The 21,410-nt window shown below is 64.5% G+C and carries 19 protein-coding genes; 7 read left to right on the top strand and 12 right to left on the bottom strand.

The features are described from left to right. Positions 1-6: 6 nt before the first annotated feature. The 4 genes from ACL9RJ_RS00470 to ACL9RJ_RS00455 are packed head-to-tail and all read right to left on the bottom strand — an operon-like array spanning position 7 to position 4,593. The gene (locus tag ACL9RJ_RS00470; RefSeq protein WP_177127483.1) at positions 7-1,221 is read right to left on the bottom strand and encodes a CaiB/BaiF CoA transferase family protein; all 1,215 of its coding nucleotides are present in this window, start codon (positions 1,219-1,221) and stop codon (positions 7-9) included. After that, complete coding sequence (locus ACL9RJ_RS00465; protein WP_177108542.1) at positions 1,221-2,570, bottom strand: MmgE/PrpD family protein; 1,350 nt, start codon at positions 2,568-2,570, stop codon at positions 1,221-1,223. The genes ACL9RJ_RS00470 and ACL9RJ_RS00465 overlap by 1 nt, the downstream gene beginning before the upstream one ends. A gap of 10 nt (positions 2,571-2,580) precedes the next feature. Further along, a complete protein-coding gene (locus ACL9RJ_RS00460) occupies positions 2,581-3,744 on the bottom strand; it encodes an acyl-CoA dehydrogenase family protein (RefSeq protein ID WP_017126032.1) in 1,164 nt (387 codons plus the stop codon). Between the two features lie 21 nt (positions 3,745-3,765). Then, positions 3,766-4,593, bottom strand: coding sequence for an FAS1-like dehydratase domain-containing protein (locus tag ACL9RJ_RS00455; protein WP_422764722.1), 828 nt, complete (start codon positions 4,591-4,593; stop codon positions 3,766-3,768). A gap of 129 nt (positions 4,594-4,722) precedes the next feature. Between ACL9RJ_RS00455 and ACL9RJ_RS00450 the strand changes: the two genes are divergently transcribed. From ACL9RJ_RS00450 to ACL9RJ_RS00440, 3 genes are all read left to right on the top strand, one after another. Then, on the top strand, positions 4,723-5,616 hold the full coding sequence (locus ACL9RJ_RS00450; RefSeq protein WP_017126034.1) for a LysR family transcriptional regulator: 894 nt from the start codon (positions 4,723-4,725) through the stop codon (positions 5,614-5,616). Positions 5,617-5,747: 131 nt separating this feature from the next. Beyond that, complete coding sequence (gene tal, locus ACL9RJ_RS00445) at positions 5,748-6,668, top strand: transaldolase (protein ID WP_017126035.1); 921 nt, start codon at positions 5,748-5,750, stop codon at positions 6,666-6,668. Positions 6,669-6,898: 230 nt separating this feature from the next. Beyond that, positions 6,899-7,831: a TIGR03571 family LLM class oxidoreductase gene (locus tag ACL9RJ_RS00440; RefSeq protein ID WP_177083061.1), complete on the top strand. Its 933-nt coding sequence runs from the start codon at positions 6,899-6,901 to the stop codon at positions 7,829-7,831. Between the two features lie 16 nt (positions 7,832-7,847). Here the strand turns inward: ACL9RJ_RS00440 and ACL9RJ_RS00435 are convergent, their stop codons facing one another. Beyond that, complete coding sequence (locus ACL9RJ_RS00435; RefSeq protein WP_422764721.1) at positions 7,848-8,702, bottom strand: LysR substrate-binding domain-containing protein; 855 nt, start codon at positions 8,700-8,702, stop codon at positions 7,848-7,850. A gap of 97 nt (positions 8,703-8,799) precedes the next feature. On the opposite strand from ACL9RJ_RS00435, the gene ACL9RJ_RS00430 reads away from it, so the two are divergent. Continuing rightward, complete coding sequence (locus ACL9RJ_RS00430) at positions 8,800-9,447, top strand: FMN-dependent NADH-azoreductase (protein WP_042935357.1); 648 nt, start codon at positions 8,800-8,802, stop codon at positions 9,445-9,447. A gap of 160 nt (positions 9,448-9,607) precedes the next feature. Next, positions 9,608-11,068, top strand: coding sequence for a DHA2 family efflux MFS transporter permease subunit (locus tag ACL9RJ_RS00425; protein ID WP_017126039.1), 1,461 nt, complete (start codon positions 9,608-9,610; stop codon positions 11,066-11,068). Here ACL9RJ_RS00425 and ACL9RJ_RS00420 read toward each other — a convergent pair. Continuing rightward, a complete protein-coding gene (locus ACL9RJ_RS00420) occupies positions 11,065-13,149 on the bottom strand; it encodes a putative bifunctional diguanylate cyclase/phosphodiesterase (RefSeq protein ID WP_017126040.1) in 2,085 nt (694 codons plus the stop codon). The two genes, ACL9RJ_RS00425 and ACL9RJ_RS00420, sit on opposite strands and share 4 nt — an antisense overlap. A gap of 148 nt (positions 13,150-13,297) precedes the next feature. Continuing rightward, positions 13,298-13,759 carry a ribose 5-phosphate isomerase B gene (gene rpiB / locus ACL9RJ_RS00415; protein ID WP_422764720.1) on the bottom strand — a complete coding sequence of 154 codons (462 nt, stop codon included), beginning with the start codon at positions 13,757-13,759 and terminating at the stop codon, positions 13,298-13,300. 338 nt (positions 13,760-14,097) lie between these two features. Between rpiB and ACL9RJ_RS00410 the strand changes: the two genes are divergently transcribed. Together ACL9RJ_RS00410 and ACL9RJ_RS00405 are read left to right on the top strand one after the other, a co-directional pair. Further along, positions 14,098-15,108 (top strand): substrate-binding domain-containing protein, encoded by a 1,011-nt coding sequence (locus ACL9RJ_RS00410; protein ID WP_017126042.1) that lies wholly within the window; start codon positions 14,098-14,100, stop codon positions 15,106-15,108. A 150-nt stretch (positions 15,109-15,258) separates the two neighbouring features. Then, on the top strand, positions 15,259-16,374 hold the full coding sequence (locus tag ACL9RJ_RS00405; protein ID WP_017126043.1) for an MDR/zinc-dependent alcohol dehydrogenase-like family protein: 1,116 nt from the start codon (positions 15,259-15,261) through the stop codon (positions 16,372-16,374). A gap of 64 nt (positions 16,375-16,438) precedes the next feature. Here ACL9RJ_RS00405 and ACL9RJ_RS00400 read toward each other — a convergent pair whose 3' ends face one another. The 5 genes from ACL9RJ_RS00400 to ACL9RJ_RS00380 form a co-directional block, all read right to left on the bottom strand. Next, entirely contained in the window at positions 16,439-17,770 is a 1,332-nt protein-coding gene (locus ACL9RJ_RS00400) for a dicarboxylate/amino acid:cation symporter (protein WP_017126044.1), read from the bottom strand. Positions 17,771-17,886: 116 nt separating this feature from the next. Further along, complete coding sequence (locus ACL9RJ_RS00395; protein ID WP_017126045.1) at positions 17,887-18,828, bottom strand: D-2-hydroxyacid dehydrogenase; 942 nt, start codon at positions 18,826-18,828, stop codon at positions 17,887-17,889. Beyond that, on the bottom strand, positions 18,825-19,220 hold the full coding sequence (locus ACL9RJ_RS00390; protein WP_017126046.1) for a VOC family protein: 396 nt from the start codon (positions 19,218-19,220) through the stop codon (positions 18,825-18,827). The genes ACL9RJ_RS00395 and ACL9RJ_RS00390 overlap by 4 nt, the downstream gene beginning before the upstream one ends. Continuing rightward, on the bottom strand, positions 19,217-20,191 hold the full coding sequence (locus ACL9RJ_RS00385) for a hydroxymethylglutaryl-CoA lyase (RefSeq protein ID WP_017126047.1): 975 nt from the start codon (positions 20,189-20,191) through the stop codon (positions 19,217-19,219). The genes ACL9RJ_RS00390 and ACL9RJ_RS00385 overlap by 4 nt, the downstream gene beginning before the upstream one ends. A 19-nt stretch (positions 20,192-20,210) precedes the next feature. Beyond that, the gene (locus tag ACL9RJ_RS00380) at positions 20,211-21,401 is read right to left on the bottom strand and encodes a CaiB/BaiF CoA transferase family protein (RefSeq protein WP_017126048.1); all 1,191 of its coding nucleotides are present in this window, start codon (positions 21,399-21,401) and stop codon (positions 20,211-20,213) included. Between the last annotated feature and the right edge of the window lie 9 nt (positions 21,402-21,410).

Here is a 21,410-nt window from a genome sequence, read left to right as displayed (position 1 = left end):
CATCAATCAGACCACCCCACCCGCCCGCAACTGCTCCACCGCCTCGGCGGAGAAACCCAGTTCGCCGAGAATCGCCTCGGTGTGCTGGCCCAGCCCCGGCACCGCGTCCATCCGCGGCGCGAAGGCGGCATTGCGCGCCGGCGGCAGCAGCGACGGCAGTTTTCCCGAAGGGCTGTCGACTTCACGCCAGCCATCGCGCGCCTTGAGCTGCGGGTGATCCCATACACCTTGCATGTCGTTGACCCGGGCATTGGCGATCTGCGCCTCTTCCAGCCGGGCGATCAGTTGCTCGACGCTGAGCCGGGCAAAGCTGTCGACGATGATCTGGCGCAGCACTTCACGATTGGCCGAGCGCTTGAAGTTGGCCGAGAAGCGCTCATCCACCGCCAGTTCCGGCATCAGCAGCACCTTGTCGCAGAACGCCGCCCATTCGCGCTCGTTCTGCAGGCCGAGCATCACCGTGCCGCCATCGCCCGCCGGGAACGGGCCGTAGGGGTAGATCGTCGAATGTGCCGCGCCGGCCCGTGGTGGCTGCGCCGCGCCATCGAAGGCGTAGTACATCGGGTAGCCCATCCACTCCACCAGGCTTTCCAGCATGCTGACGTCGACCCGGCTGCCCTCCCCGGTCTTGCCCCGCAGCAGCAGCGCCGAGAGGATGCCGCTGTAGGCATACATGCCGGCGGCGATATCGGCGATGGAGCAGCCGGCCTTGGCCAGTTGGTCGTCACCCGGACCGCCGGTCACCGACAGGAAGCCGCCTTCGCTCTGGATCAGCAGGTCGTAGGCCTTTTTCTTTTCATAGGGACCGCCTTCGCCATAACCGGAGATATCGCAGACGATCAGCCGCGGAAAACGCTCGTGCAGCGCCTCGAAGGACAGGCCCATGCGCGCGGCCGCCCCCGGTGCGAGGTTCTGTACCAGCACGTCGGCCTGGCCCAGCAGGTCTTCGAGAATGTCGCCGGCCTGGTCCTGCTTGAGATCCAGGGTCAGACTTTCCTTCGAGCGGTTGGTCCAGACGAAATGCGAGGCCAGGCCGCGCACCCGCTGGTCGTAGCCACGGGCGAAGTCACCGCTGCCGGGACGTTCGATCTTCACCACCCGCGCACCGAGGTCCGCCAGTTGCCGGGTACAGAACGGCGCGGCGATGGCGTGTTCCAGGCTGATGACCGTGATGCCGTCCAGCGGACGGGGGGCCGGGGTGTTGCCTGCTGCCGTGTTCATCAGCGCAGCTCCTTCAGATCAGTGGTGTTGCGCAGGTCCCAGACCTGGCGGATCAGGGCTTCGCCCTGCTCGGGTGTGCGCGCGCCGGAGAACTGCAGCAGGCGGCGGAACTTGTCTTCCAGTTCGGTCCGCGACAGGCTGTTGCCCGGATCGCCCTTGGGTTCGTCGATCGCCCCGTGCAGCGTGCGGCCATCGACCGTGGTGACCCGTACCCGGCCCAACCAGCGCTGGGGATAGGCACCATCGACCTCGGGGTCGAGCGTCATGCTGACCTTGTCGCGAAAGGCCGAGACAGCCGGATCGGTCAGGGACAGCTGGTGGAATTCCGGCAAGCCGGCCTTGCCATGCACGGCGATCAGGCCGAGCACGGTGCCCATGGAGAATTTGGCCTGGTGCACGGTCTGCGGCACCTTGACCCGTCCCAGGACGTCGATGGCGCCCTGGTGCACGCGGGTTTCCACGTGCCGGATCTGCTGATGCTCCAGGCCTTGCTGCCACATCAGGTCCAGCAGCGCATCGGCGGCCGGATGGGTATGGCGGCAGGAAGCGTGGAACTTGAACGAGGTTTCCACCAGCGCCCAGCGACTGCCCAGGCGGTCGGACAGCCGGGTCGGATCGGCATCGCTGGACATCCCGGCGGCCATGCCCTGGTCGCCTTCGAGGATATTGCGCGCACCGGTCAGGCCGTCCGCGGTCAGGTAGGCGGCCAGCAGGCCATCGGCGGCGGCCTTGGCGGTGTGCAGTTGCTTGGAGTCGGCGGCATCGCGCAGGAACTCCCAGAGCCCGGCGGCCTGGGTGCCGGCGCTGCCGAGCAGGTTGATGAATTGTTCCTCGTCGAAGTCCATCAGCTTGCCCACGGCCACGGCGGCTGCCAGGGTGCCAACGGTGGCCGTGGTGTGGAAGATCCGGTAGTGGGAACGCCCCAGGAACTCGCCGATGCGAATCCCCGCCTCGTAGCCGGCAACCGATGCCAGCAGCAGTTCGCGACCGGACTTGCCAAGGTCCTGGGCTGCCGCCAGGGCGGCCGGGAAGACCACGGTGGCCGGGTGCAGCACGGAGCTGTTGTGCAGGTCGTCCTGCTCCACCAGATGGGACGAAGCGGCATTGACCAGGGCGGCGAAGTACGCCGAACTGCTCTGGCCGTTGACCAGGATCCGCGCCGGACCGCAGACCGGGCCCATCTTGCGCGCATAGGCCTCGAACAGCGGGATCGGATGGGCGCCCTGGCTGGCCAGGGCCGAGGCCAGCCAGTCGAGGAACAGGTCTTCGGTGCGCTCGAACACGGCCTCGGGCACCTGCTCGTAACGCAGCTCGGCGAGGAAGGCGGCCAGGACTCGGGTATGGCTCATGGCGTGCTCCTCAGAAGCTGCGTGGCAGTTCGAGCAGGTGCTCGGCCACGTAGGACAGGATCAGGTTGGTGGAGATCGGCGCCACCTGGTACAGGCGGGTCTCGCGGAATTTGCGCTCGACGTCGTACTCGCAGGCGAAGCCGAAACCGCCGTGGGTCTGCAGGCAGGCATTGGCGGCTTCCCAGGAGGCCTTGGCCGCCAGGTACTTGGCCATGTTGGCGCTGGCCCCGGCGTTCTGGCCCGAGTCGTACTCCTCGCAGGCGCGCCAGCGCATCAGGTCGGCGGCCTCGATCTCGATATGCGCCTCGGCAATCGGGAACTGCACGCCCTGGTTCTGACCGATGGGCCGGCCGAACACTACGCGGTCGCGGGCATAGGCGCTGGCCTTCTCGATAAACCAGCGACCGTCGCCGATGCATTCGGCGGCAATCAGCGTGCGCTCGGCATTGAGGCCGTCGAGGATGTACTTGAAGCCCTTGCCTTCCTCGCCGATCAGGCTGTCGGCCGGCAGTTCGAGGTTGTCGAAGAACAGCTCGTTGGTCTCGTGGTTGACCATGTTGGCGATCGGCTGCACGGTCAGGCCGTTGCCGATGGCTTCGCGCAGGTCGACGAGGAAGATCGACATGCCTTCGGACTTCTTCTTGACCTCGGGCAGGGGTGTGGTGCGGGCCAGCAGGATCATCAGGTCGGAGTGCTGGATCCGCGAGATCCATACCTTCTGGCCGTTGATCACGTACTTGTCGCCGCGCTTGATCGCGGTGGTCTTGATCTTGGTGGTATCGGTGCCCGTGGTCGGCTCGGTCACCCCCATCGATTGCAGGCGCAACTCGCCGCTGGCCAGCTTCGGCAGGTAGAAACGTTTCTGAGCCTCGCTGCCGTGGCGCAACAGGGTGAACATGTTGTACATCTGGCCGTGCACGGTGCCGGAGTTGCCGCCGCAGCGGTTGACTTCCTCGAGGATCACCGAGGCTTCGGCCAGGCCCAGGCCGGAGCCGCCGTACTCTTCGGGAATCATTGCCGACAGCCAGCCGGCGTCGGTCAGGGCCTTGACGAAGGCTTCGGGAAACCCCTTCTCTTCATCGATCCTGCGCCAGTAGGCGGCATCGAATTCGGCGCACAGGGCGCGCACGCCCTCGCGGATGGCATTGAGTTCTTCGTTGTGATTCGGATTCATCGTTGGATGTCCTTTTTCTTGTCAGTCGAAGTGCACTTCGGCGCGCTGGGCGATACCGCCGGCATTGCCGGCCCAGAGTTCGGCGACGCCGGGGCTGACGATCCGCCCGCCGACCTCGAAGGGCTGCGGAGCGATCAGGGGGCGCAAGCCGCGATAGGCGAAGCGCCGCAGGTTCGCCTCGGGATGGGCCCGGCAGAAGGCCCGCAGGTTCAGGGTGGCGATCATCGGCCCGTGTACCACCAGGCCCGGATAGCCTTCGGTGGCGGTGACATAGGGGTAGTCGTAGTGGATGCGATGGCCGTTGAAGGTCACGGCGCTGTAGCGGAACAGCAGGGTCGGTGTCGGCTCGACGGCTTCGCGCCACTCGCCTTCGACCAGCGCCTCGCCACTGCCCTGCTTGGGCGGCGTGGGTTCGCGGTAGACGATGTCCTGTTCCTCGCGGATCGCCACCCGGCCATCCTGGGAATACTCATGCTGCACGGTGACGAACAGCAGCGAACCGGTACGCCCCTGCTTTTCCTCGATCCGGGTGATGGTCGAGACCCGGGTGGCATCGTGACCGGCGCGCAGCTCGTGGAAGAACTCCAGGCGACCACCGGCCCACATGCGGTTGCGATTGTCCGCCGGCGGCAGGAAGCCACCGCGGGCCGGGTGACCGTCGCCGCCCAACTGGCTCTCGGCTACCGGATCCTGGAAAAAGCACCACTGCCAGAGCGGCGGCAGAGCCTCGCCGTGGGAAGGCGCGCTTTCACCAAAGGTCGCGGCAATCCGCTTGAGCAGGTTGCGACTCAGTTGGTCGTGGGCTTCTTCGGTCCGTCCCAGCCAGGCACTCAGATCCGTCACACTCATTGGAAGGTTTCCCCTTGCCGATTGTCGTTGTGTGCCGATGATGCAAGCTGATCGCCGTTCCGAGAATTTGCATTTCAATAAGCCGGCGTTCAGTTATGCTGAACGCCTAGCCGTTGACTGGAGTCGCCCATGCATTTCGACCTGGCGGATTTGCGTCTCTTCATCCATATCGCCGAATCGCCGAGCCTGACCCAGGGCGCCAGGCGTGCCTTTCTTTCGCCGGCCGCCGCCAGCGCGCGGATCAAGGCCCTGGAAGCGCAGCTCGACACCCGCCTGCTGTACCGCGACAGTCGCGGCGTCGAAGTGACCCCGGCGGGCCAGCGGCTGCTGCAACATGCGCGGCTGATCATGCGCCAGGTCGACTACCTGAAAAGCGAGTTCACCAGCTATGGCGGTGATTCCGCCGGACATATCCGGATCTTCGCCAACACCACGGCGGTCACCGAATTCCTGCCGGAGGTGCTCGCCGGGTTCCTCTCGAAACGCCCCGGGGTGACAGTGGACCTGCAGGAGCGCCTGTCGCGGGATATCGTGCGCGGCGTGCTCGACGGCACCAGCGACATGGGCATCATCGCCGGCCCCGTGGAGGCCAGCGGCTTGCAGGTGATGCATTTCAGCACCGACCGCCTGGTACTGATCGTGCCGGTGGATCACCCACTGGCGACCCAGCAATCGGTGACACTGGGCAAGACCCTGGCCTACCAGCATATCGGCCTGCATGAAGGCAGCACCCTGCTGAGTTTCCTGCGCGAACACGTCGAGCGGCTGGGCAAGACGCTGTCGCTGCGGATCCAGGTCTCCAGCTTCGAAGCGATCTGCCGGATGGTCGAGGCCGGCGTGGGTATCGGCATCATTCCCGAGTCCGCCGCCCTGCGGCACAGCCGGACCATGCAACTGGTGACAGTGGCCCTCGACGAACCCTGGGCGATCCGCGAGCGCAGCATTCTGGTGCGTGAACTGGAGGCCCTGCCCGGCACCATCCGGGCCCTGATCGCGACCCTGATGCCGACGACGCCCGCATGAATTGTCCGACGTTTTGGGTTGCACAACACCTGCGTTCGGCGGCATTCTTGGGATATTCCCCCGACAGAACTTTTTACGCCACAGGCACTCAATCAGTGCATTGATCCACGCCCTTCCCGACAGAGACGCTCATGACTTCGAAGCTGGAACAACTCAAGCAGTTCACCACCGTGGTCGCGGACACCGGCGACCTCGACGCCATCACCCGCCTCAAGCCGGTCGACGCCACCACCAACCCGTCCCTGCTGCTCAAGGCCGCGGCGCTGCCGGGTTACGCCGAGCTGCTGAAAAGCGCCGTGGCCCACGCCAAGGGCGATGTCGGCCTGGCCTGCGATCACTTTGCCGTGTCGGTCGGCAGCGGCATCCTGAAGGCGATTCCGGGGCGCATCTCCACCGAGGTCGATGCCCGCCTGTCGTTCGACGAAGCCGCCCTGCTGAGCAAGGCCAACCAGCTGATCGAGCTGTATGACAAGGCCGGCGTCGGCCGTGACCGCGTGCTGATCAAGCTGGCGTCCACCTGGGAAGGCATCCGTGCCGCCGAGAAACTGGAAAAGGCCGGTATCCAGACCAACCTGACCCTGCTGTTCTCCTTCGCCCAGGCCGCCGCCTGCGCCGATGCCGGGGTGTTCCTGATCTCGCCGTTCGTGGGCCGCATCTACGACTGGTACAAGAAGTCCACCGGCAACGAATACACCGGTGCCGACGATCCGGGCGTGCAGTCGGTGACCCGCATCTACAACTACTACAAGTCCAATGACTACAAGACCGTGGTCATGGGCGCCAGCTTCCGCAATATCAACCAGATCGAACAACTGGCCGGTTGCGACCGCCTGACCATCAGCCCGGACCTGCTGGAGAAGCTGGCCCAGGACCAGGGCACCCTGGCCCGCAAGCTGGCTCCGGGCAATGCCGGCGAAGCGCGCCTGAACCTGAGCGAGGCGCAATTCCGCTGGGCCTCCAACGAAGACGCCATGGCCACCGAGAAACTGGCCGAAGGCATTCGCCAGTTCGCCCGCGACCAGGAAAAACTGGAAGCCCTGCTCTCCAGGTAATCCCTGCCACTGATGATCGTTCCCACGCTCCGCGTGGGAATACCTTTGTGCACGCTTTGCGTCCGCTCTTGTGACGCAGAGCGTCACGGGCTGCGTTACCACGCGGAGCGTGGGAACGATCTATGGTGCTTTGCCCTGAACGCAAAAGCGTTGTTCCTGTTCCTGCATTTTTCTCACAAACGAGCCCTGTGATACTGGCTGTCATCTCCAGTCACCTACAGGCCCGTGTCATGCACCCTCGCTTTCAACGACTGCTCGGCAGCCAGCAATTCTCCATCGGTCTCGAACTGCCCCTGGACAATGACTGGTCCAGTCACGGCCAGCGCTCGCGCAACGAACAGCAACGCCCCTTCGGCGTTCCCGACCTGGCCCTCCATGCCCAGCTCGCCCGTGCGGCGGACCAGGCCGGCTTCCGCGCCCTGTGGGTACGCGACGTGCCGGTCTACGACCCGAATTTCGGCGACGCGGCCCAGGTTTTCGAAACCTTCTCCTACCTCGGCTACCTGGCCGGCATCACCGACCAGATCATGCTCGGCACCGCCGCCGTGGTCCTGCCGCTGCGCCAGCCCTGGCTGACCCTCAAGGCCGCCAACAGCATCGACCACCTGAGCGGCGGCCGCTTGTTGCTCGGTGTCGCCAGCGGCGACCGGCCGATGGAATACCCGCTGTTCGGTGTCGATTACCAACAGCGTGGCGAATCGTTCCGCGACACCGTCGAACTGCTCCGCAGCCAGGGCCGGGAACGCCTGCCCGAGGGTGCGCAATTGCTGCCACGACCCGAGCAAGCCCTGCCGCTGCTGGTGGCGGGTCTCGGCCAGCAATCGCCGGCCTGGATCGGCGAGCATATGGACGGCTGGCTGAGCTACCCGGGTACCCCGGAAGACCATCGTCGGCGCGTCGGCCTGTGGCGCGAAGTCGGCGACGACAAACCCTATGTCACCTTCTTCCACCTCGACCTGGCGGCCAATCCCCATGCGCCGATGCAGCGCCTGCGGTTTGGCGGGCGCGCCGGACGACTGGCCCTGATCGATGAATTGCAGGCACTGCGCGAGGTCGGCGTGCAGCATGTCGGACTGCATCTGCGCTACAGCGAACGCCCCCTGGACGAGGTGATCGAGGAACTGGCGGAACACGTGCTGCCGATGTTTCACGACCCGCGTTGAGTCCCACCTGCCCCGATCAGCTCCGTCGTGCCGCGCAGTACGCCACGATCACTTCGCCGAGGGCCGCGATAATGGCCTGATCGGCCTGCGGCGAGGCGAACAGGCGAAACTCCGCGTCAGGCAACGCCGGCAGTCCTGATTCGGGGCCCAGTATCGACAAGCCCGGACCGAGTTGGTTCAAGGCCATCGGGGCCACGGCGAATCCCGATACGGCAGCGGCGCGCAAGGCATTGTTGCTGGTGCAGAGCATCGCGGTGCGCTGGGCGATACCGGCCTGGGCCAGCCGGGTCAGCGCCACCTCGCGATACGGACAGGGCTCGGGGAACAGCGCCAGCGGCAAGGGCGTGGGCAAGGTCGTCGACGCCTGGGCGGAAATGGCCCAGACCAGGGGTTCCTGCCAGAGCAGTTGCCCGGCCTGGCGGGTTTCGCACAAGGAGCCGATGACCAGCTCCAGTTCCCCCTGCGCCATCAGCCCCAGTAGCGTGCCGGGAATATTCACCTGCACTTCGATGTCGATGCCCGGGTACTGGGCGGCAAACTCCTGCACCGCGCGCAACAACCGGGGTTCGGCAAAATCTTCCGAGACGCCGATCCGCACCCGGCCCTGGAACGGCAAGCGCGTGAGTTCGGCCCAGGCATCGCGATTGAGGGAAAGAATGCTCCGCGCATAGGTCATCAGCCGCTCCCCCTCCCCGGTCATCTGCTGGGAACGGGTGGTGCGCTTGAGCAGAGGCTTGCCGACCTGGCCTTCCAGGCGACGCAGATGCCCGCTGACCGCCGACTGGGTCAGGTGCAGCTTCTCCGCGGCGCGGGTGAAACCGCCTTCATCCACCACGGCGACGAAGGTGCGCAACAGCAAGGGGTCGAACATAGTGATAACCGTGATCAATCATTCATATATTTACGATTTATAGAATGAAAATAACTATGTTGCAATGTCCGCCTCCTCCCACCGAACCGAGGCCGTCATGACCACCCTGCTGCATATCGAATGCTCGCCGCGCAAACACCGCTCCGCCTCCCTCGAAGCGGCCCACGGTTTTATCGAACGCTACCGGCACCACCGCCCCGCAACCGAAGTGATGACCCTGGACCTGTGGAGCGAGCCGTTGCCGGACCTCGACCAGCCCGCCATGGACGCCAAGTACGCCGCCCTTGCCGGCCTCGCCCTGAGCCCGGAACAGGCCAAAGCGTGGCAACGACTGGAGGCACTCGGCGCGCCCCTGCTCAAGGCCGATCTGATCGTATTGTCGGTGCCACTGTGGAATTTCGGCATTCCCTACAAGCTCAAGCACTTTATCGACCTGGTGTCCCACAAGGGCATCCTGTTCGAATTCAGTCCCGAGCGCGGGCTCGAAGGCCTGCTCGGCGGCAGGATCGCCGTGGTCACCTACGCCCGCGGCCTGGACTTTTCCGCGCAATCGGCCACCCCCGCCGAACGCTTCGATTTCCAGAAACCCTATGTCGAGGCATGGCTGCAATTCGTCGGGATTACCGAGGTGCATTCGGTGACGGTCGAAAAGACCCTGCTCGGCCAGGACATGGATGAAGCATCACGCCGCGCGGGCGCGGAACAGGCGCATGCCCTGGCGGACAGGCTGGCCGGACAACGCTGATGAACTCACCCCGGCGTCATCGGCAGATCCTTGCAATGACGCCCCGGGTGATGCGCTTACATCCTTGCAACAACCCTTCACAACCCCACTACAATCTCACCATTGAGCCCGGCACCCGTGGGTGCCTACACTCTCGCGCCTGCCCCAGTGAGAGATCATCATGACTGCCCCCGATACCCCTGCCCACGACGCCCGACAACGCTGGATCGCCCTGATCGTGCTGTGCCTCGGGGTCCTGATGATTGTGCTCGACACCACCATCGTCAACGTCGCCCTGCCGTCGATCAAGACCGACCTGCAGTTTTCCGAAACCTCCCTGGCCTGGGTGGTGAACGCCTATATGCTGACCTTCGGCGGCTTCCTGCTGCTCGGAGGACGCCTGGGCGACCTGTACGGACATCGCCGGCTGTTCCTGCTGGGGATCGGCTTCTTCACCCTGGCCTCCCTGGCCTGCGGCATCGCCCAGACCCAGGTGGTGCTGGTCTGGGCCCGCGCCTTCCAGGGCCTGGCCGCTGCCGTGGTCACCGCCGTGGCCCTGTCGCTGATCATGGATCTGTTCAGCGAACCGGCCGACCGCGCCAAGGCCATGGGTGTCTATGGTTTTGTCTGTGCCGGCGGCGGCAGCCTGGGCGCGATGCTCGGCGGGGTCCTGACCAGTACCTTGAGCTGGCACTGGATTTTCCTGGTCAACCTGCCGATCGGCGTGGCGGTGATCCTGCTGTCCCTGCGCCTGCTGTCGAAAACCCTCAACGAACATCCCTCCCGCGACCTCGACGTGGCCGGCGCCCTGACGGTGACCGCCGCGCTGATGCTGGCGGTGTACGCCATCGTCAATGGCAACGAGATGGGCTGGGGCTCGACCCGCACCGTCGGGCAACTGGTCCTGGCCGCCGGCCTGCTGGTGGCCTTCCTGGTGATCGAAACCCGGGTCAGGGTGCCGCTGATGCCGTTGCGCCTGTTTCGCCTGCGCAACCTGGCCATCGCCAATGTCGTCGGCGTGCTCTGGGCCGCGGCGATGTTTGCCTGGTTCTTCCTCTCGGCCTTGTACATGCAACTGGTGCTGGGCTACACGCCGCTGGAAGTCGGCCTGGCCTTCCTGCCGGCGAACCTGATCATGGCGGTTTTCTCGCTGGGTATCTCGGCCAGGCTGGTGATGCGCTTCGGTATCCGCCTGCCCCTCGCGGCAGGGCTGGCACTGGCGACCATCGGCCTGCTGCTGTTTGCCCAGGCGCCCGTGAACGGCACCTTCATGCACCATATCCTGCCGGGCATGGTGCTGCTGGGGCTGGGGGCCGGCATTGCGTTCAACCCACTGCTGCTGGCAGCGATGAACGATGTCGCGCCATCCGAATCAGGCCTGGCGTCCGGAGTGGTCAATACCGCGTTCATGATGGGCGGCGCACTGGGCCTGGCCGCGCTCGCCAGTCTCGCGGCGGCGCGCACCCACTTGCACCTGAGTGCCGGGTTGCCGCCCCTGGATGCCCTCAATGACGGCTATCAGGCAGCCTTCCTGGCGGGCGCGCTGTTTTCCGCGCTGGGCGCCGGCATCGCCGCGACCCTGATGCGCACGAAAACCGGCAGCAGCCTTGGCGGCGAGGCACCGCTGGTCAGCGGTCATTAACCCAGCACTTTCTGCTGCTCGGCCCGGCTGATGTCCGCCATGAAGCGATCGGCCGGCAACGGGTGTCCCAGCAGATAACCCTGCAGGGAGTCGCAGCCCAGCCGGGTCAGGAAGTCCTGCTGCATGTCGGTCTCGACACCTTCGGCGACAATCCGCAAGCCCAGCGCCTGACCCAGCGCGACAATCGCCGAAACGATCGCCGCGTCGTCGGTGTCGTGCTCCAGGTCGCGGACAAAACCGCGGTCGATCTTCAGCTCGTTGGCCGGCAGCCGCTTGAGGTACATCAGGCTCGAATAGCCGGTGCCGAAGTCGTCGATGGACAGGTCCACGCCCATGTCCGACAGTTGCTGCAACACCGTCATGCTCGCATCGGCATCGCTCATGGCGGTGGTTTCGGTGATTTCCAGGGTCAGGCTGTTGGCCGGCAACCGGTGCCGTTCCAGGGCGCCGGCAACGCTGGCGACCAGGCCGCCATGGCAGAACTGCAGGGCCGAGAGGTTCACCGCGATACGCCAGTGCTGGTAGCCCTGTTCGTACCAGAGCCGCATTTGCCGGCAAGCCTCGTTCAACACCCACTCGCCGATGGGGATGATCAGGCCGCTCTTTTCCGCCAGGGTGATAAAGGTGTCCGGCGGCAACAGGCCCTGCTCGGGATGCTCCCAGCGCAACAGGGCTTCGGCACCGATGGGCAAGCCGCCCCGCGCATCGAACTTGGGCTGGTAGTGCAGGCGGAACTGGTCGCACTCCAGCGCCTGGCGCAGGTCCTGGAGCAATTGCAGTTGCTTGCGTGCATTACCGTTCATCGAGGCATCGAAGAAACTGTGGCCGTTCTTGCCCGCGCCCTTGGCGTGATACATCGCCGCATCGGCGTTCATCAGCAATTCTTCGGCGGTCTGGCCGTTGCCGGGGTACATCACGATGCCGATGCTGGCGGAGATCTGCAGGTCATGACCGGATACCCGGAACGCCTGGGACAGCAGATTGACCTGGCGTGACGCCACCTGCAGCGCATCGTCCGGCTCCGCCAGTTGCGCCAGCAGGACGAACTCATCGCCGCCGATCCGCGCCAGGGTGTCCTGGGTCCGCAGGTCCTCACGCAGGCGCAGCGCGACTTCACGCAACAACTGATCGCCCATGTGGTGGCCAAAGGCATCGTTCACCGGCTTGAAGCCATCCAGGTCGATAAACATCAGGGCAAAACAGCCGCCATCGGCGCTCACCTTGTGCATCGCCTGGTCGATGCGGTCCGCCAGCAACACCCGGTTCGGCAGGCTGGTCAGGGTGTCATGCAGCGCCAACTGGGTCAGTTCCTGGTTGGCCAGGGTCAGCGAATCGGCCAGATCGGCGGTGCGCGCCTCCAGCCGGGCATCGAGGATCGAGGTCAACAAGGCAATCGACAGCACCGCCAGACTGGTCACCAACACCAGCAGGTCCAGGCCCTTCAGCGCCAGGCCGCTGGCAGCCGCGCCACAGAAGCTGCCTTCGGCGAAATTCGCCGCCGCCATGCCGGTGTAATGCATGCCGACAATCGCAATCCCCATGACCACCGCCGCCCCGCTGCGCGCCAGGCGCACATGGGGAGTGTTGTGCCGCAGGTGGAAGGCAATCCACAGTGCCGCCGCGGAGGCCACCACCGCAATCACCAGCGACGCACTGAACAGGGTCGGGTCGTAGTCGATGCCGGGCTGCATCCTCAATGCCGCCATGCCGCAGTAATGCATGGCACTGATACCGGCCCCCATGACCAGCGCGCCAAATGCCAGCTGCCACAACGGCAGGCGCGGCTGGCTGACCAGCCACAGGGCAAAACCGCAGGACAGGATCGCGATCAGCAGCGACAGCGCGGTGAGCGGCGCGTCGTAGCCGAGCTCGATCGGCAGGCGGAATGCGAGCATGCCGATGAAGTGCATCGACCAGACCCCGACGCCCATCGCCAGGGCGCCGCCGGCCATCCACAGATAGACGGCGCGGCCACGGGCGGTGGCAATGCGCCCGGTCAGGTCCAGGGCGGTATAGGAGGCCAGGATCGCCACACAGAGCGAGATGAAGACCAGCGCGGGGGAATAACTACCAATGAGCATCGAAATTCTCTGGAGCAGCGGACCGGACGGCATATCAGCCCGTTAAAACCCCGGATTGTACCTGCTTCATTTACGAACGCACGGGTTTAGAAATTCGCTGCGACGTGCTGCATCATCCGGTGCGAGCCCGCAGGTCGGGGAATACCCGCTAGGGATGCCCGTCGCGCTCGATGGCGTTGATGCGCTCGACCTTGGCTCCGGAACGCTCCGCCTCGAACTCCGATTCCAGGAACGACTTGACCACGCTCTTGGCCAGCTCGGCGCCCACCACCCGCGCGCCGATGGACAGGATCTGCGCATCGTTGCTCTTGCGCGCGCGCTCGGCGGAATAGGTGTCATGGGCCTGGGCCGCGCGGATTCCGAACACCTTGTTGGCGGAAATGGCCATGCCGATTCCCGTGCCACAGACCAGCACTCCCAGTCGATGGGCGCCGCCCTTGATCGCATTGGCCACGGCCAGGGCGATGTCCGGATAGAGCACCGGGTCGAGCGAATGGGTGCCGAAGTCTTCAACCGGATGCCCCAGGGTCTCGATATACCGCTTGAGCACCTCCTTGAGCTCATAACCCGCTTCGTCACACCCGATGGCCACCGAGAATGCTGTATTCATGGCGTTTCACTCCGCTGCCGTGATGAGGCAAAAACTGATCATATGATCTGCATATGAGAATTTGATCAACCATTTCTCAGGCATTACACCCCCTACTGTCAAGCATGATTTGCTTTAGCCACTAGAAAAAAGGGCAAACCATCAGCACAACGCCTCCGGCAGCCCCTCATGATTTTTTGAACAAAAACCCATTGACTGATCAGAATTTCATTTGATACACATAGATTCACAGCGAGACATGACGCTGCGACCCACAGGAATTTCACAGCAAGAGAAAACGCTGACCCGCCATTTGCCTTCGCCAAAAACGAACGACAACAACAATAAAGGTGTTCTCCATGAAGTCAGGTAAAACAGTACTCGCCCTGCTGGCCGTCTCCCTGCTCGCCAGCAGCGTCAGCTTCGCCCAGGGCAAGACCTACAAGATCGGTGCCGCCGTCTATGGCCTCAAGGGTCAGTTCATGCAGAACTGGGTCCGCGAATTGAAGGAGCACCCGGCGGTCAAGGACGGCACGGTGCAGATCACCGTGTTCGACGGCAACTACGACGCCCTGACCCAGAACAACCAGATCGAGACCATGGTCACCCAGCACTACGACGCGATCATCTTCGTGCCGATCGACACCAAGGCCGGGGTTGCCACCGTGGCCCGCGCCCAGGAAAGCGACGTGCCGGTGATCGCCTCCAACACCAAGGTCGCCAGCGCCAATGTGCCCTACATCGGCAACGACGATATCGAGGGCGGGCGCCTCCAGGCCCAGGCCATGGTCGACAAGCTCAAGGGCAAGGGTAACGTGGTGATCATCCAGGGCCCGATCGGCCAGTCGGCGCAGATCGATCGGCAAAAGGGCGAAGTCGAAGTGTTGCTGAAGAACCCGGGCATCAAGGTCATCGAGATGAAGACCGCCAACTGGTCGCGCGCCGAAGCCCTTTCGTTGACCGAGGACTGGCTCAACGCCCACCCCAACGGCGGCATCTCCGGCATCATCGCGCAGAACGACGACATGGCCCTGGGTGCCCTGCAAGCGGTGAAATCCCGTGGCCTGTCGCCAAACGACGTCCCCATCACCGCGATCGACGGCATGCCCGATGCCATCCAGGCGGCGAAGAAAGACGAAGTCACCACCTTCCTGCAGGATGCCCAGGCGCAGTCCCAGGGCGCTCTCGACGTGGCCCTGCGAACCCTCGTCGGCAAGGACTACAAGCCGCAGTCAGTGATCTGGCAGCGCTACGCCAAGGACCTGAAGTGGGGTGACGGCACCGACAAGACCTACATCCTGCCATGGGTGCCGGTCACCAACGCCAATGCCGACGCGCTGTACCTGCAGGTTTCCGGCACCGCCAAGTAGCCCCGAGCCATCAGGAACCACCGAGCCCAGCCCCGCGCAGTCACCGGGCTGGTGCCACCCCCGCGTCGCGGCGCCGGTGATCGCCCGTGCATATCGGCCGATCGACCACTGCCGCACGCCGTCACCCCGCGTTTTCCGAGGTCCACTGCCATGACCCGTGTTATCGAGCAACCTTCCCGCCACGACCAGCCGGTCATCCCCGCCACCATGCAGGCCGTGGTCTGCTACGGCCCCGAGGACTACCGCCTGGAAGAAGTCGCGGTGCCGACACCCGGCCCCGACGAGATTCTCACCAAGGTCGAGCTGTGCGGCATCTGCATGGGCGACATCAAGACCTTTCGCGGCGCGCCGTCGTTCTGGGGCGACGCCGAACAACCGCGCTACGTCAAGCCGCCGATGATCCCCGGCCATGAGTTCGTCTGCCGCGTGGTCGCCCTCGGCCCGGGTGCGGAAAAACGTGGCGTGAAGATCGGCGACCGGGTGATTTCCGAACAGATCGTGCCGTGCTGGGGCTGCCGCTTCTGCAACCACGGCCAGTACTGGATGTGCCAGAAACACGACCTGTACGGTTTCCAGAACAACGTCCAGGGCGCCATGGCCCAGTACATGATCTTCACCAGGGAAGGCATCGTGCACAAGGTGCCGGACAGCATCCCGCCGGACGAGGCGATCCTGATCGAACCCCTCGCCTGTTCGCTGCATGCCGCCGATCGTGCGGATGTCGGTTTCGACGATATCGTCGTCGTGGCCGGTGCCGGGACCCTCGGCCTGGGCATCATCGGCGCGGTGCGTCTGCGCAACCCCAAGCGCCTGATCGTCCTCGACATGAAGCCCGAACGCGCCGAACTGGCCTTGCGCATGGGCGCCGACGAAGTGTGGAACCCGGCCCGTGAGGACGTCCTGGAAAAGATCCGCGCCATTACCGACGGCTACGGCTGCGATATCTATATCGAAGCCACCGGCCATCACAAGGCGGTCAACCAGGGCCTGGCGATGCTGCGCAAGCTCGGACGCTTCGTCGAATTCAGCGTGTTCAACGACGAGGCCACGGTGGACTGGTCGATCATCGGCGACCGCAAGGAACTGGATGTGCTCGGCTCGCACCTGGGGCCCTACATGTACCCGCGGGCCATCGACTTTATCGGCCAACGCAAGATCGACATGCGCGACGTGGTGACCCACAAGTTCGCCCTGGCGGACTTCATGGATGCCTTCGCGGTGATGGAGCGCGGCGATCGCTCCCTGAAAGTCGTACTGGAACCCTGAGCCGTGCTCGACCACCCGGCTTTCGTGGACCGGGTGGTCGCGGGACCGCCCTTGGACGATTCGGTCAAGGCTGTGCATCCACCTCGTGGGGCGCTCCCTTGCACAACTCCGAGGCCAGCTGTTGCTTATCCAGAGCGCCTTCCCACCTGGCGATAAACAAAGTCGCAATGCCATTACCTATCACATTGATCAGCGCGCCACCTTCGGAAATGAACCGGTAGATCCCCAATACCAGCACCAACCCCGCCGCCGGGATCACCCCCAGGCTGCCGAGGGTCGCCGCCAGCGTGATAAACGCGCCACCGGTGACGCTGGCCGCGCCCTTGGAGGTCAACAACAGGATCAGCAACAGCGTGACCTGCTGCCCGAGGGACAACTGGATGTCCAGGGCCTGAGCAATGAAGATCGCCAGCACCGTCATGTTGATGCAACTGCCATCCAGGTTGAAGCAGTAGCCCGACGGCACCACCAGGCCCACCACTGACTTCTCACAGCCCAGGCGTTCCAGCTTGCCCATCAGACGTGGCAACGCCGACTCCGATGAAGAGGTGCCCAGCACCAGGAACAACTCGTCGCGAATGTACTTCAGGAAACTCCAGAGGCTGAAGCCGGCGAGTCGCGCGACGAGATTCAGAATCACGAACACGAAAAACAGAGCCGTCAGGTAATAGCAGAGCAGCAAGCTGCCGTAGTGGCCGAGGGAACCAACCCCATACTGGCCGATGGTAAACGCCATACCGCCGAAGGCTCCCAATGGCGAGACATACATCACGATCCTGACCATGCGAAAGAACGCCTGGGCGATCAGGTCGATCAACTCCAGCACAGGCTTGCCGGCTGCCCCCAGCATCTGCAGGGCAAAGGCGAAGAGGATCGAGATGAATAGCACTTGCAGGATGTCACCCTCGGCAAAGGCACCGAACACCGTGGCAGGGATGATGTGGGTGAGAAAGCCCACCACGGATTGTTCATGGGCCACCTTGCTGTAGGACTCGATGGCATGGACATCGAGACTGGCCGGATCGATATGCAGGCCGACACCGGGCTTGAGCAGGTTGACACCTATCAGGCCGACCACCAGGGCCAGGGTCGTCAGTACTTCGAAGTACAGCAGTGACTTGAACCCGACCCGACCGATGCGCTTGAGACTCTGCATGCTGGCGATCCCACTGACCACGGTGCAGAAAATGATCGGCGCGATCAGCATCTTGATCAGCTTGATGAACGAGTCGCCCAGGGGTTTCATGTCGGCCCCCAATTGCGGATAGAAGTGCCCGAAGAGGATACCCAGGACAATGGCGACGAGCACCTGCACATAGAGATGACGCAGGATCGACAGCCAGCGGAGTCGACGGGGTGTGGCGGCAGTCAGCGAGGGAGCGATTGTTTTTGTCATGGTAGGTCCTCGTCAGCATGGGCGTTCCCCGGGCAGCAGGGGGCCGGGCCCTGAATCGGCCAACCCCGTAGGGAGCACGCTTGTTATTGTTTTGAAGACGGGTGCCGCCGGGCCACTCAGGCCACTCGGTTGATCGGCGCTCCCGCCTGGAAGGCTTCCAGGTTGGCGACAATCGCCTGGGCCAGGCGTCGCAGACTGCTCTGGCTGGCCCAGGCGACATGAGGGGTGATGATCAGGTTCGGGTGCCGGCAGGCGAGCAGCGCATGATTGGCCTCCGGCGGTTCGACCGCCAGCACATCCAGCGCCGCACCGCCCAACCGGCCGCTGCGCAAGCTTTCCAGCAGTGCCGCTTCGTCCACCAACGGCCCTCGTGCGGTATTGATCAGCAAGGCCGTGGGTTTCATCTGCCGCAGTTCGGCGGCCCCGATCAGATGGCGGGTGTGCTCGGTCAGCGGGCAATGCAGGGAAATCACATCGCTTTGCTCCAGCACCGCCTCGAACGGTAGATAGCCCTGGCGGACCTGGCTCGCGCCACGATGCTCGGCAAAGATCACGCGCATGCCCACCGCCTCGGCGATACGTGCGGTCAACGAACCGATGCCGCCCTTGCCGACGACGCCCAGCACACTGCCACGCACATCCAGGACCGACTGGTCGTGCACGCAGAAGTGACGGGACTCCGGCCATTGCCGCAGGGCCGCCTCACGGTAGGCGAACAGCTGTCGACGCAGGGCGAATATCGAGGCAATCACCGCCTCGGCGACACTCTGCGCCGAATAGGCCGGCACATTGGAGACCATCACGCCACGATCCCGACAGGCCGCCAGGTCGATACAGTCATAGCCGGTCGCGGCGACACAGATAAAGCGCAGCTTCGGCAGGCGCTCCAGTTCCGCGGCGCCCAGACGGACCTTGTTGGTAATCAGTATTTCGGCGTCGGCCGCCACCCGCGCCAGGAGGTCCGGGGCGGTATCGGGCCGATCGATCCAGGAGGTGACCCAGGCCGGACGAGCGATACTCGACGGCAAGCTGGCACTGTCGAGAAAGACGATGTTCATCGGGCGTCACTCTCCCCGGCCAGTTCGGAAATCTCGATCAGGTTCAGGTCCGGATCGCGTACATACACCGAGCGTATCGGCGCGGTGGCGCCCGTGCGCATCACCGGCCCCTCGATGATCGGCCAGTCGGCCTGGCGCAACCGTTCGATCACCGCCTCCAGGGGAATCGCGGCGATAAAGCACAGGTCCAGCGCACCCGGTACCGGCAGGTGGGCCTTGGGCTCGAACTCATGGCCACGCACATGCAGGTTGATCTTCTGGTTACCGAAGCGGAACGCCTTGCGTCCTCCGGCGAAGGTTTCCAACTGCATGCCCAATACCCGGACATAGAAGTCCTCGGCGGCAACGGGATCGATGGTGGTCAGCACCAGGTGGTCGAGATGGTCGATCATGGGTTCAACTCCTGAAGGCGGTTGGAAGGCAGTTGTTTATCGAGGCTGGCGACGTGGGCCGGAATCGGATGCAGGTCCAGGCGCTTGCCAGCCTTGAGTATCTGACTGGGAACTTCATGACCCACCAGTCCGGGCAGACGGGCCGCGGCCGCCAGGACCCGGTCCAGGTCGAGACCGGTGTCGAAGCCCATCAGTTGCAGCATGTGCGCCAGGTCCTCGGTACAGACATTGCCGCTGGCCCCCGGGGCATAGGGACAACCGCCAAGGCCGCCGAGGGATGCATCGAAGCGGTCGATACCGGCCGCAATCGCCGCCAGGGCGTTGGCCTGGGCCATGCCCCGGGTGTTGTGGAAATGCAGGGTCAGCTGCAGGTCGGAAAAACGCTCGCGCACCACCCGGCACAGCGCCTCGACCTGGCTCGGATAGGCCATGCCCGTGGTGTCGCAGAGCGTCACGCCACGCACTCCGAGACGGGCAAAACGTTCGACCCAGCGCAGCACCTCGTCGATCTCGATATCGCCCTGCATCGGGCAGCCGAAGACCGTCGACAACGACACATTGACCGCCACCGGCCCCGCGCCGATCACCTGGACCACTTCGCACAACTGGCTGAAAGACTGCTCGCGACTCATGCGCAGGTTCGAACGGTTATGCGCCTCGCTCACCGACATCACCAGGTTGGCCTCGTCGATGGCGCACGCCAGGGCCCGCTCGGCGCCCCGCACATTGGGCACCAGCACGGTGTATTCGACCCCGGGCCGGCGCTGGATACCGGCCATCAGCGCCTCGGCGTCGCGCAACACCGGTATGGCCTTGGGCGAGGTGAACGAGGTGACTTCGATCTTGGCGTAGCCACACAGGCCCAGGGCGTCGACCAGGGCGATCTTGTCGGCGGTGTCGATGAAGCGGGCTTCGTTCTGGAAGCCGTCGCGGGGCGCGACCTCCTGCAAGTACAGGCGTTGCGGATGCATGGGATGGGGCTCCTTGTGATCAGATGATACCGCGCTGGCGCCAGTCGGCCTGCCGGTCCGGTTCGATGCCGAGTGCGTCGAGAATCTGCGTGGTGTGCTCGCCGAGTCTCGGTGCCGGACGGCTGACCTCCCCCGGCGTAAGACTGAGCTTGGGCACGATGCCCGGCAGGGTCACCGGCGTGCCGTCATCGAGGTGGCTGTCGAGCAGCATGTTCCGCGCCCGGTAATGCGGATCCTGGGCGATGTCGGCGACGTTGTAGATCTTGCCGGCGGGAATCCGTGCCTCGGTGAGAATCGACAGCACCTCGTCGAGGGGCAGCCGCGCGGTCCATTGGGAGATCGCCGTATCGATGCGTTCCACGTGAAGTACACGACCGTCGTTCTGCGCCAAGCGCGGATCGGCGGCCAGGTCGGGGCGCCGGATCACCTCCATCAACCGCTGGTAAATGCTGTCGCCATTGCCGGCGATCAGCGCAAACCCGCCATCGCGACAACGATAGGCGTTGGTCGGCGCGATCCCCGGCAGGCTGCTGCCGGCCGGTTCGCGCACGGCGTTGAACACCGAGTATTCCGGCAACAGGCTTTCCATCATGTTGAACACCGACTCGTAGAGGGCGACGTCGATCTGTTGCCCTTCCCCGTCCTGCTGATCGCGGTGACGCAAGGCCAGCAGGATACCGATCACCCCGTGCAGCGCCGCCAGTGAATCGCCGATGGAGACGCCCACCCGTACCGGGGTCCGCCCCGGCTCGCCGGACAAATGGCGCAAGCCGCCCATGGCTTCACCGATCACGCCGAAGCCGGGACGGTCGCGATAAGGTCCGGTCTGGCCGTAGCCGGAGACCCGCAGCATCACCAGGCGCGGGTTCAAGGCATGTAGCGCATCCCAGCCGAGCCCCCAGCCTTCCAGGGTGCCGGGGCGAAAGTTCTCGATCAGTACATCGGCGTCGGCGATCAGGCGCCGGACCAGTTCCTGGCCCTCGGGCTGGCGCAGATCGAGGGTCAGCGAGCGTTTGTTGCGCGACTGCGCGGCCCACCACACCGAAGTGCCGTCGTGCAGCAGGCGCCATTTGCGCAGGGGATCGCCGGTGACCGGCGGTTCGATCTTGATCACCTCGGCGCCGAACTCGCCGAGTATCCTGGCGGCGAACGGCCCGGCGATCAGTTGCCCGAGTTCGATCACCCGGATCCCCTGCAACGGCTTTTGCATGGCGCCCCC

It is taken from the genome of Pseudomonas sp. Mn2068, from assembly GCF_049319725.1.
GTDB classification, from domain to species: Bacteria; Pseudomonadota; Gammaproteobacteria; order Pseudomonadales; family Pseudomonadaceae; genus Aquipseudomonas; species Aquipseudomonas gingeri.
The sequence above is the reverse complement of the archived record's forward strand: the minus strand, read 5'-3'. Positions and strand labels throughout refer to the sequence as shown.

Bases quoted from the DNA above. Each gene is read 5' to 3' on its own strand.
- ACL9RJ_RS00470 (WP_177127483.1), bottom strand. From the start codon at position 1,221: ATGAACACGGCAGCAGGCAACACCCCGGCCCCCCGTCCGCTGGACGGC.
- ACL9RJ_RS00465 (WP_177108542.1), bottom strand. From the start codon at position 2,570: ATGAGCCATACCCGAGTCCTGGCCGCCTTCCTCGCCGAGCTGCGTTAC.
- ACL9RJ_RS00460 (WP_017126032.1), bottom strand. From the start codon at position 3,744: ATGAATCCGAATCACAACGAAGAACTCAATGCCATCCGCGAGGGCGTG.
- ACL9RJ_RS00455 (WP_422764722.1), bottom strand. From the start codon at position 4,593: ATGAGTGTGACGGATCTGAGTGCCTGGCTGGGACGGACCGAAGAAGCC.
- ACL9RJ_RS00450 (WP_017126034.1), top strand. From the start codon at position 4,723: ATGCATTTCGACCTGGCGGATTTGCGTCTCTTCATCCATATCGCCGAA.
- tal (WP_017126035.1), top strand. From the start codon at position 5,748: ATGACTTCGAAGCTGGAACAACTCAAGCAGTTCACCACCGTGGTCGCG.
- ACL9RJ_RS00440 (WP_177083061.1), top strand. From the start codon at position 6,899: ATGCACCCTCGCTTTCAACGACTGCTCGGCAGCCAGCAATTCTCCATC.
- ACL9RJ_RS00435 (WP_422764721.1), bottom strand. From the start codon at position 8,702: ATGTTCGACCCCTTGCTGTTGCGCACCTTCGTCGCCGTGGTGGATGAA.
- ACL9RJ_RS00430 (WP_042935357.1), top strand. From the start codon at position 8,800: ATGACCACCCTGCTGCATATCGAATGCTCGCCGCGCAAACACCGCTCC.
- ACL9RJ_RS00425 (WP_017126039.1), top strand. From the start codon at position 9,608: ATGACTGCCCCCGATACCCCTGCCCACGACGCCCGACAACGCTGGATC.
- ACL9RJ_RS00420 (WP_017126040.1), bottom strand. From the start codon at position 13,149: ATGCTCATTGGTAGTTATTCCCCCGCGCTGGTCTTCATCTCGCTCTGT.
- rpiB (WP_422764720.1), bottom strand. From the start codon at position 13,759: ATGAATACAGCATTCTCGGTGGCCATCGGGTGTGACGAAGCGGGTTAT.
- ACL9RJ_RS00410 (WP_017126042.1), top strand. From the start codon at position 14,098: ATGAAGTCAGGTAAAACAGTACTCGCCCTGCTGGCCGTCTCCCTGCTC.
- ACL9RJ_RS00405 (WP_017126043.1), top strand. From the start codon at position 15,259: ATGACCCGTGTTATCGAGCAACCTTCCCGCCACGACCAGCCGGTCATC.
- ACL9RJ_RS00400 (WP_017126044.1), bottom strand. From the start codon at position 17,770: ATGACAAAAACAATCGCTCCCTCGCTGACTGCCGCCACACCCCGTCGA.
- ACL9RJ_RS00395 (WP_017126045.1), bottom strand. From the start codon at position 18,828: ATGAACATCGTCTTTCTCGACAGTGCCAGCTTGCCGTCGAGTATCGCT.
- ACL9RJ_RS00390 (WP_017126046.1), bottom strand. From the start codon at position 19,220: ATGATCGACCATCTCGACCACCTGGTGCTGACCACCATCGATCCCGTT.
- ACL9RJ_RS00385 (WP_017126047.1), bottom strand. From the start codon at position 20,191: ATGCATCCGCAACGCCTGTACTTGCAGGAGGTCGCGCCCCGCGACGGC.
- ACL9RJ_RS00380 (WP_017126048.1), bottom strand. From the start codon at position 21,401: ATGCAAAAGCCGTTGCAGGGGATCCGGGTGATCGAACTCGGGCAACTG.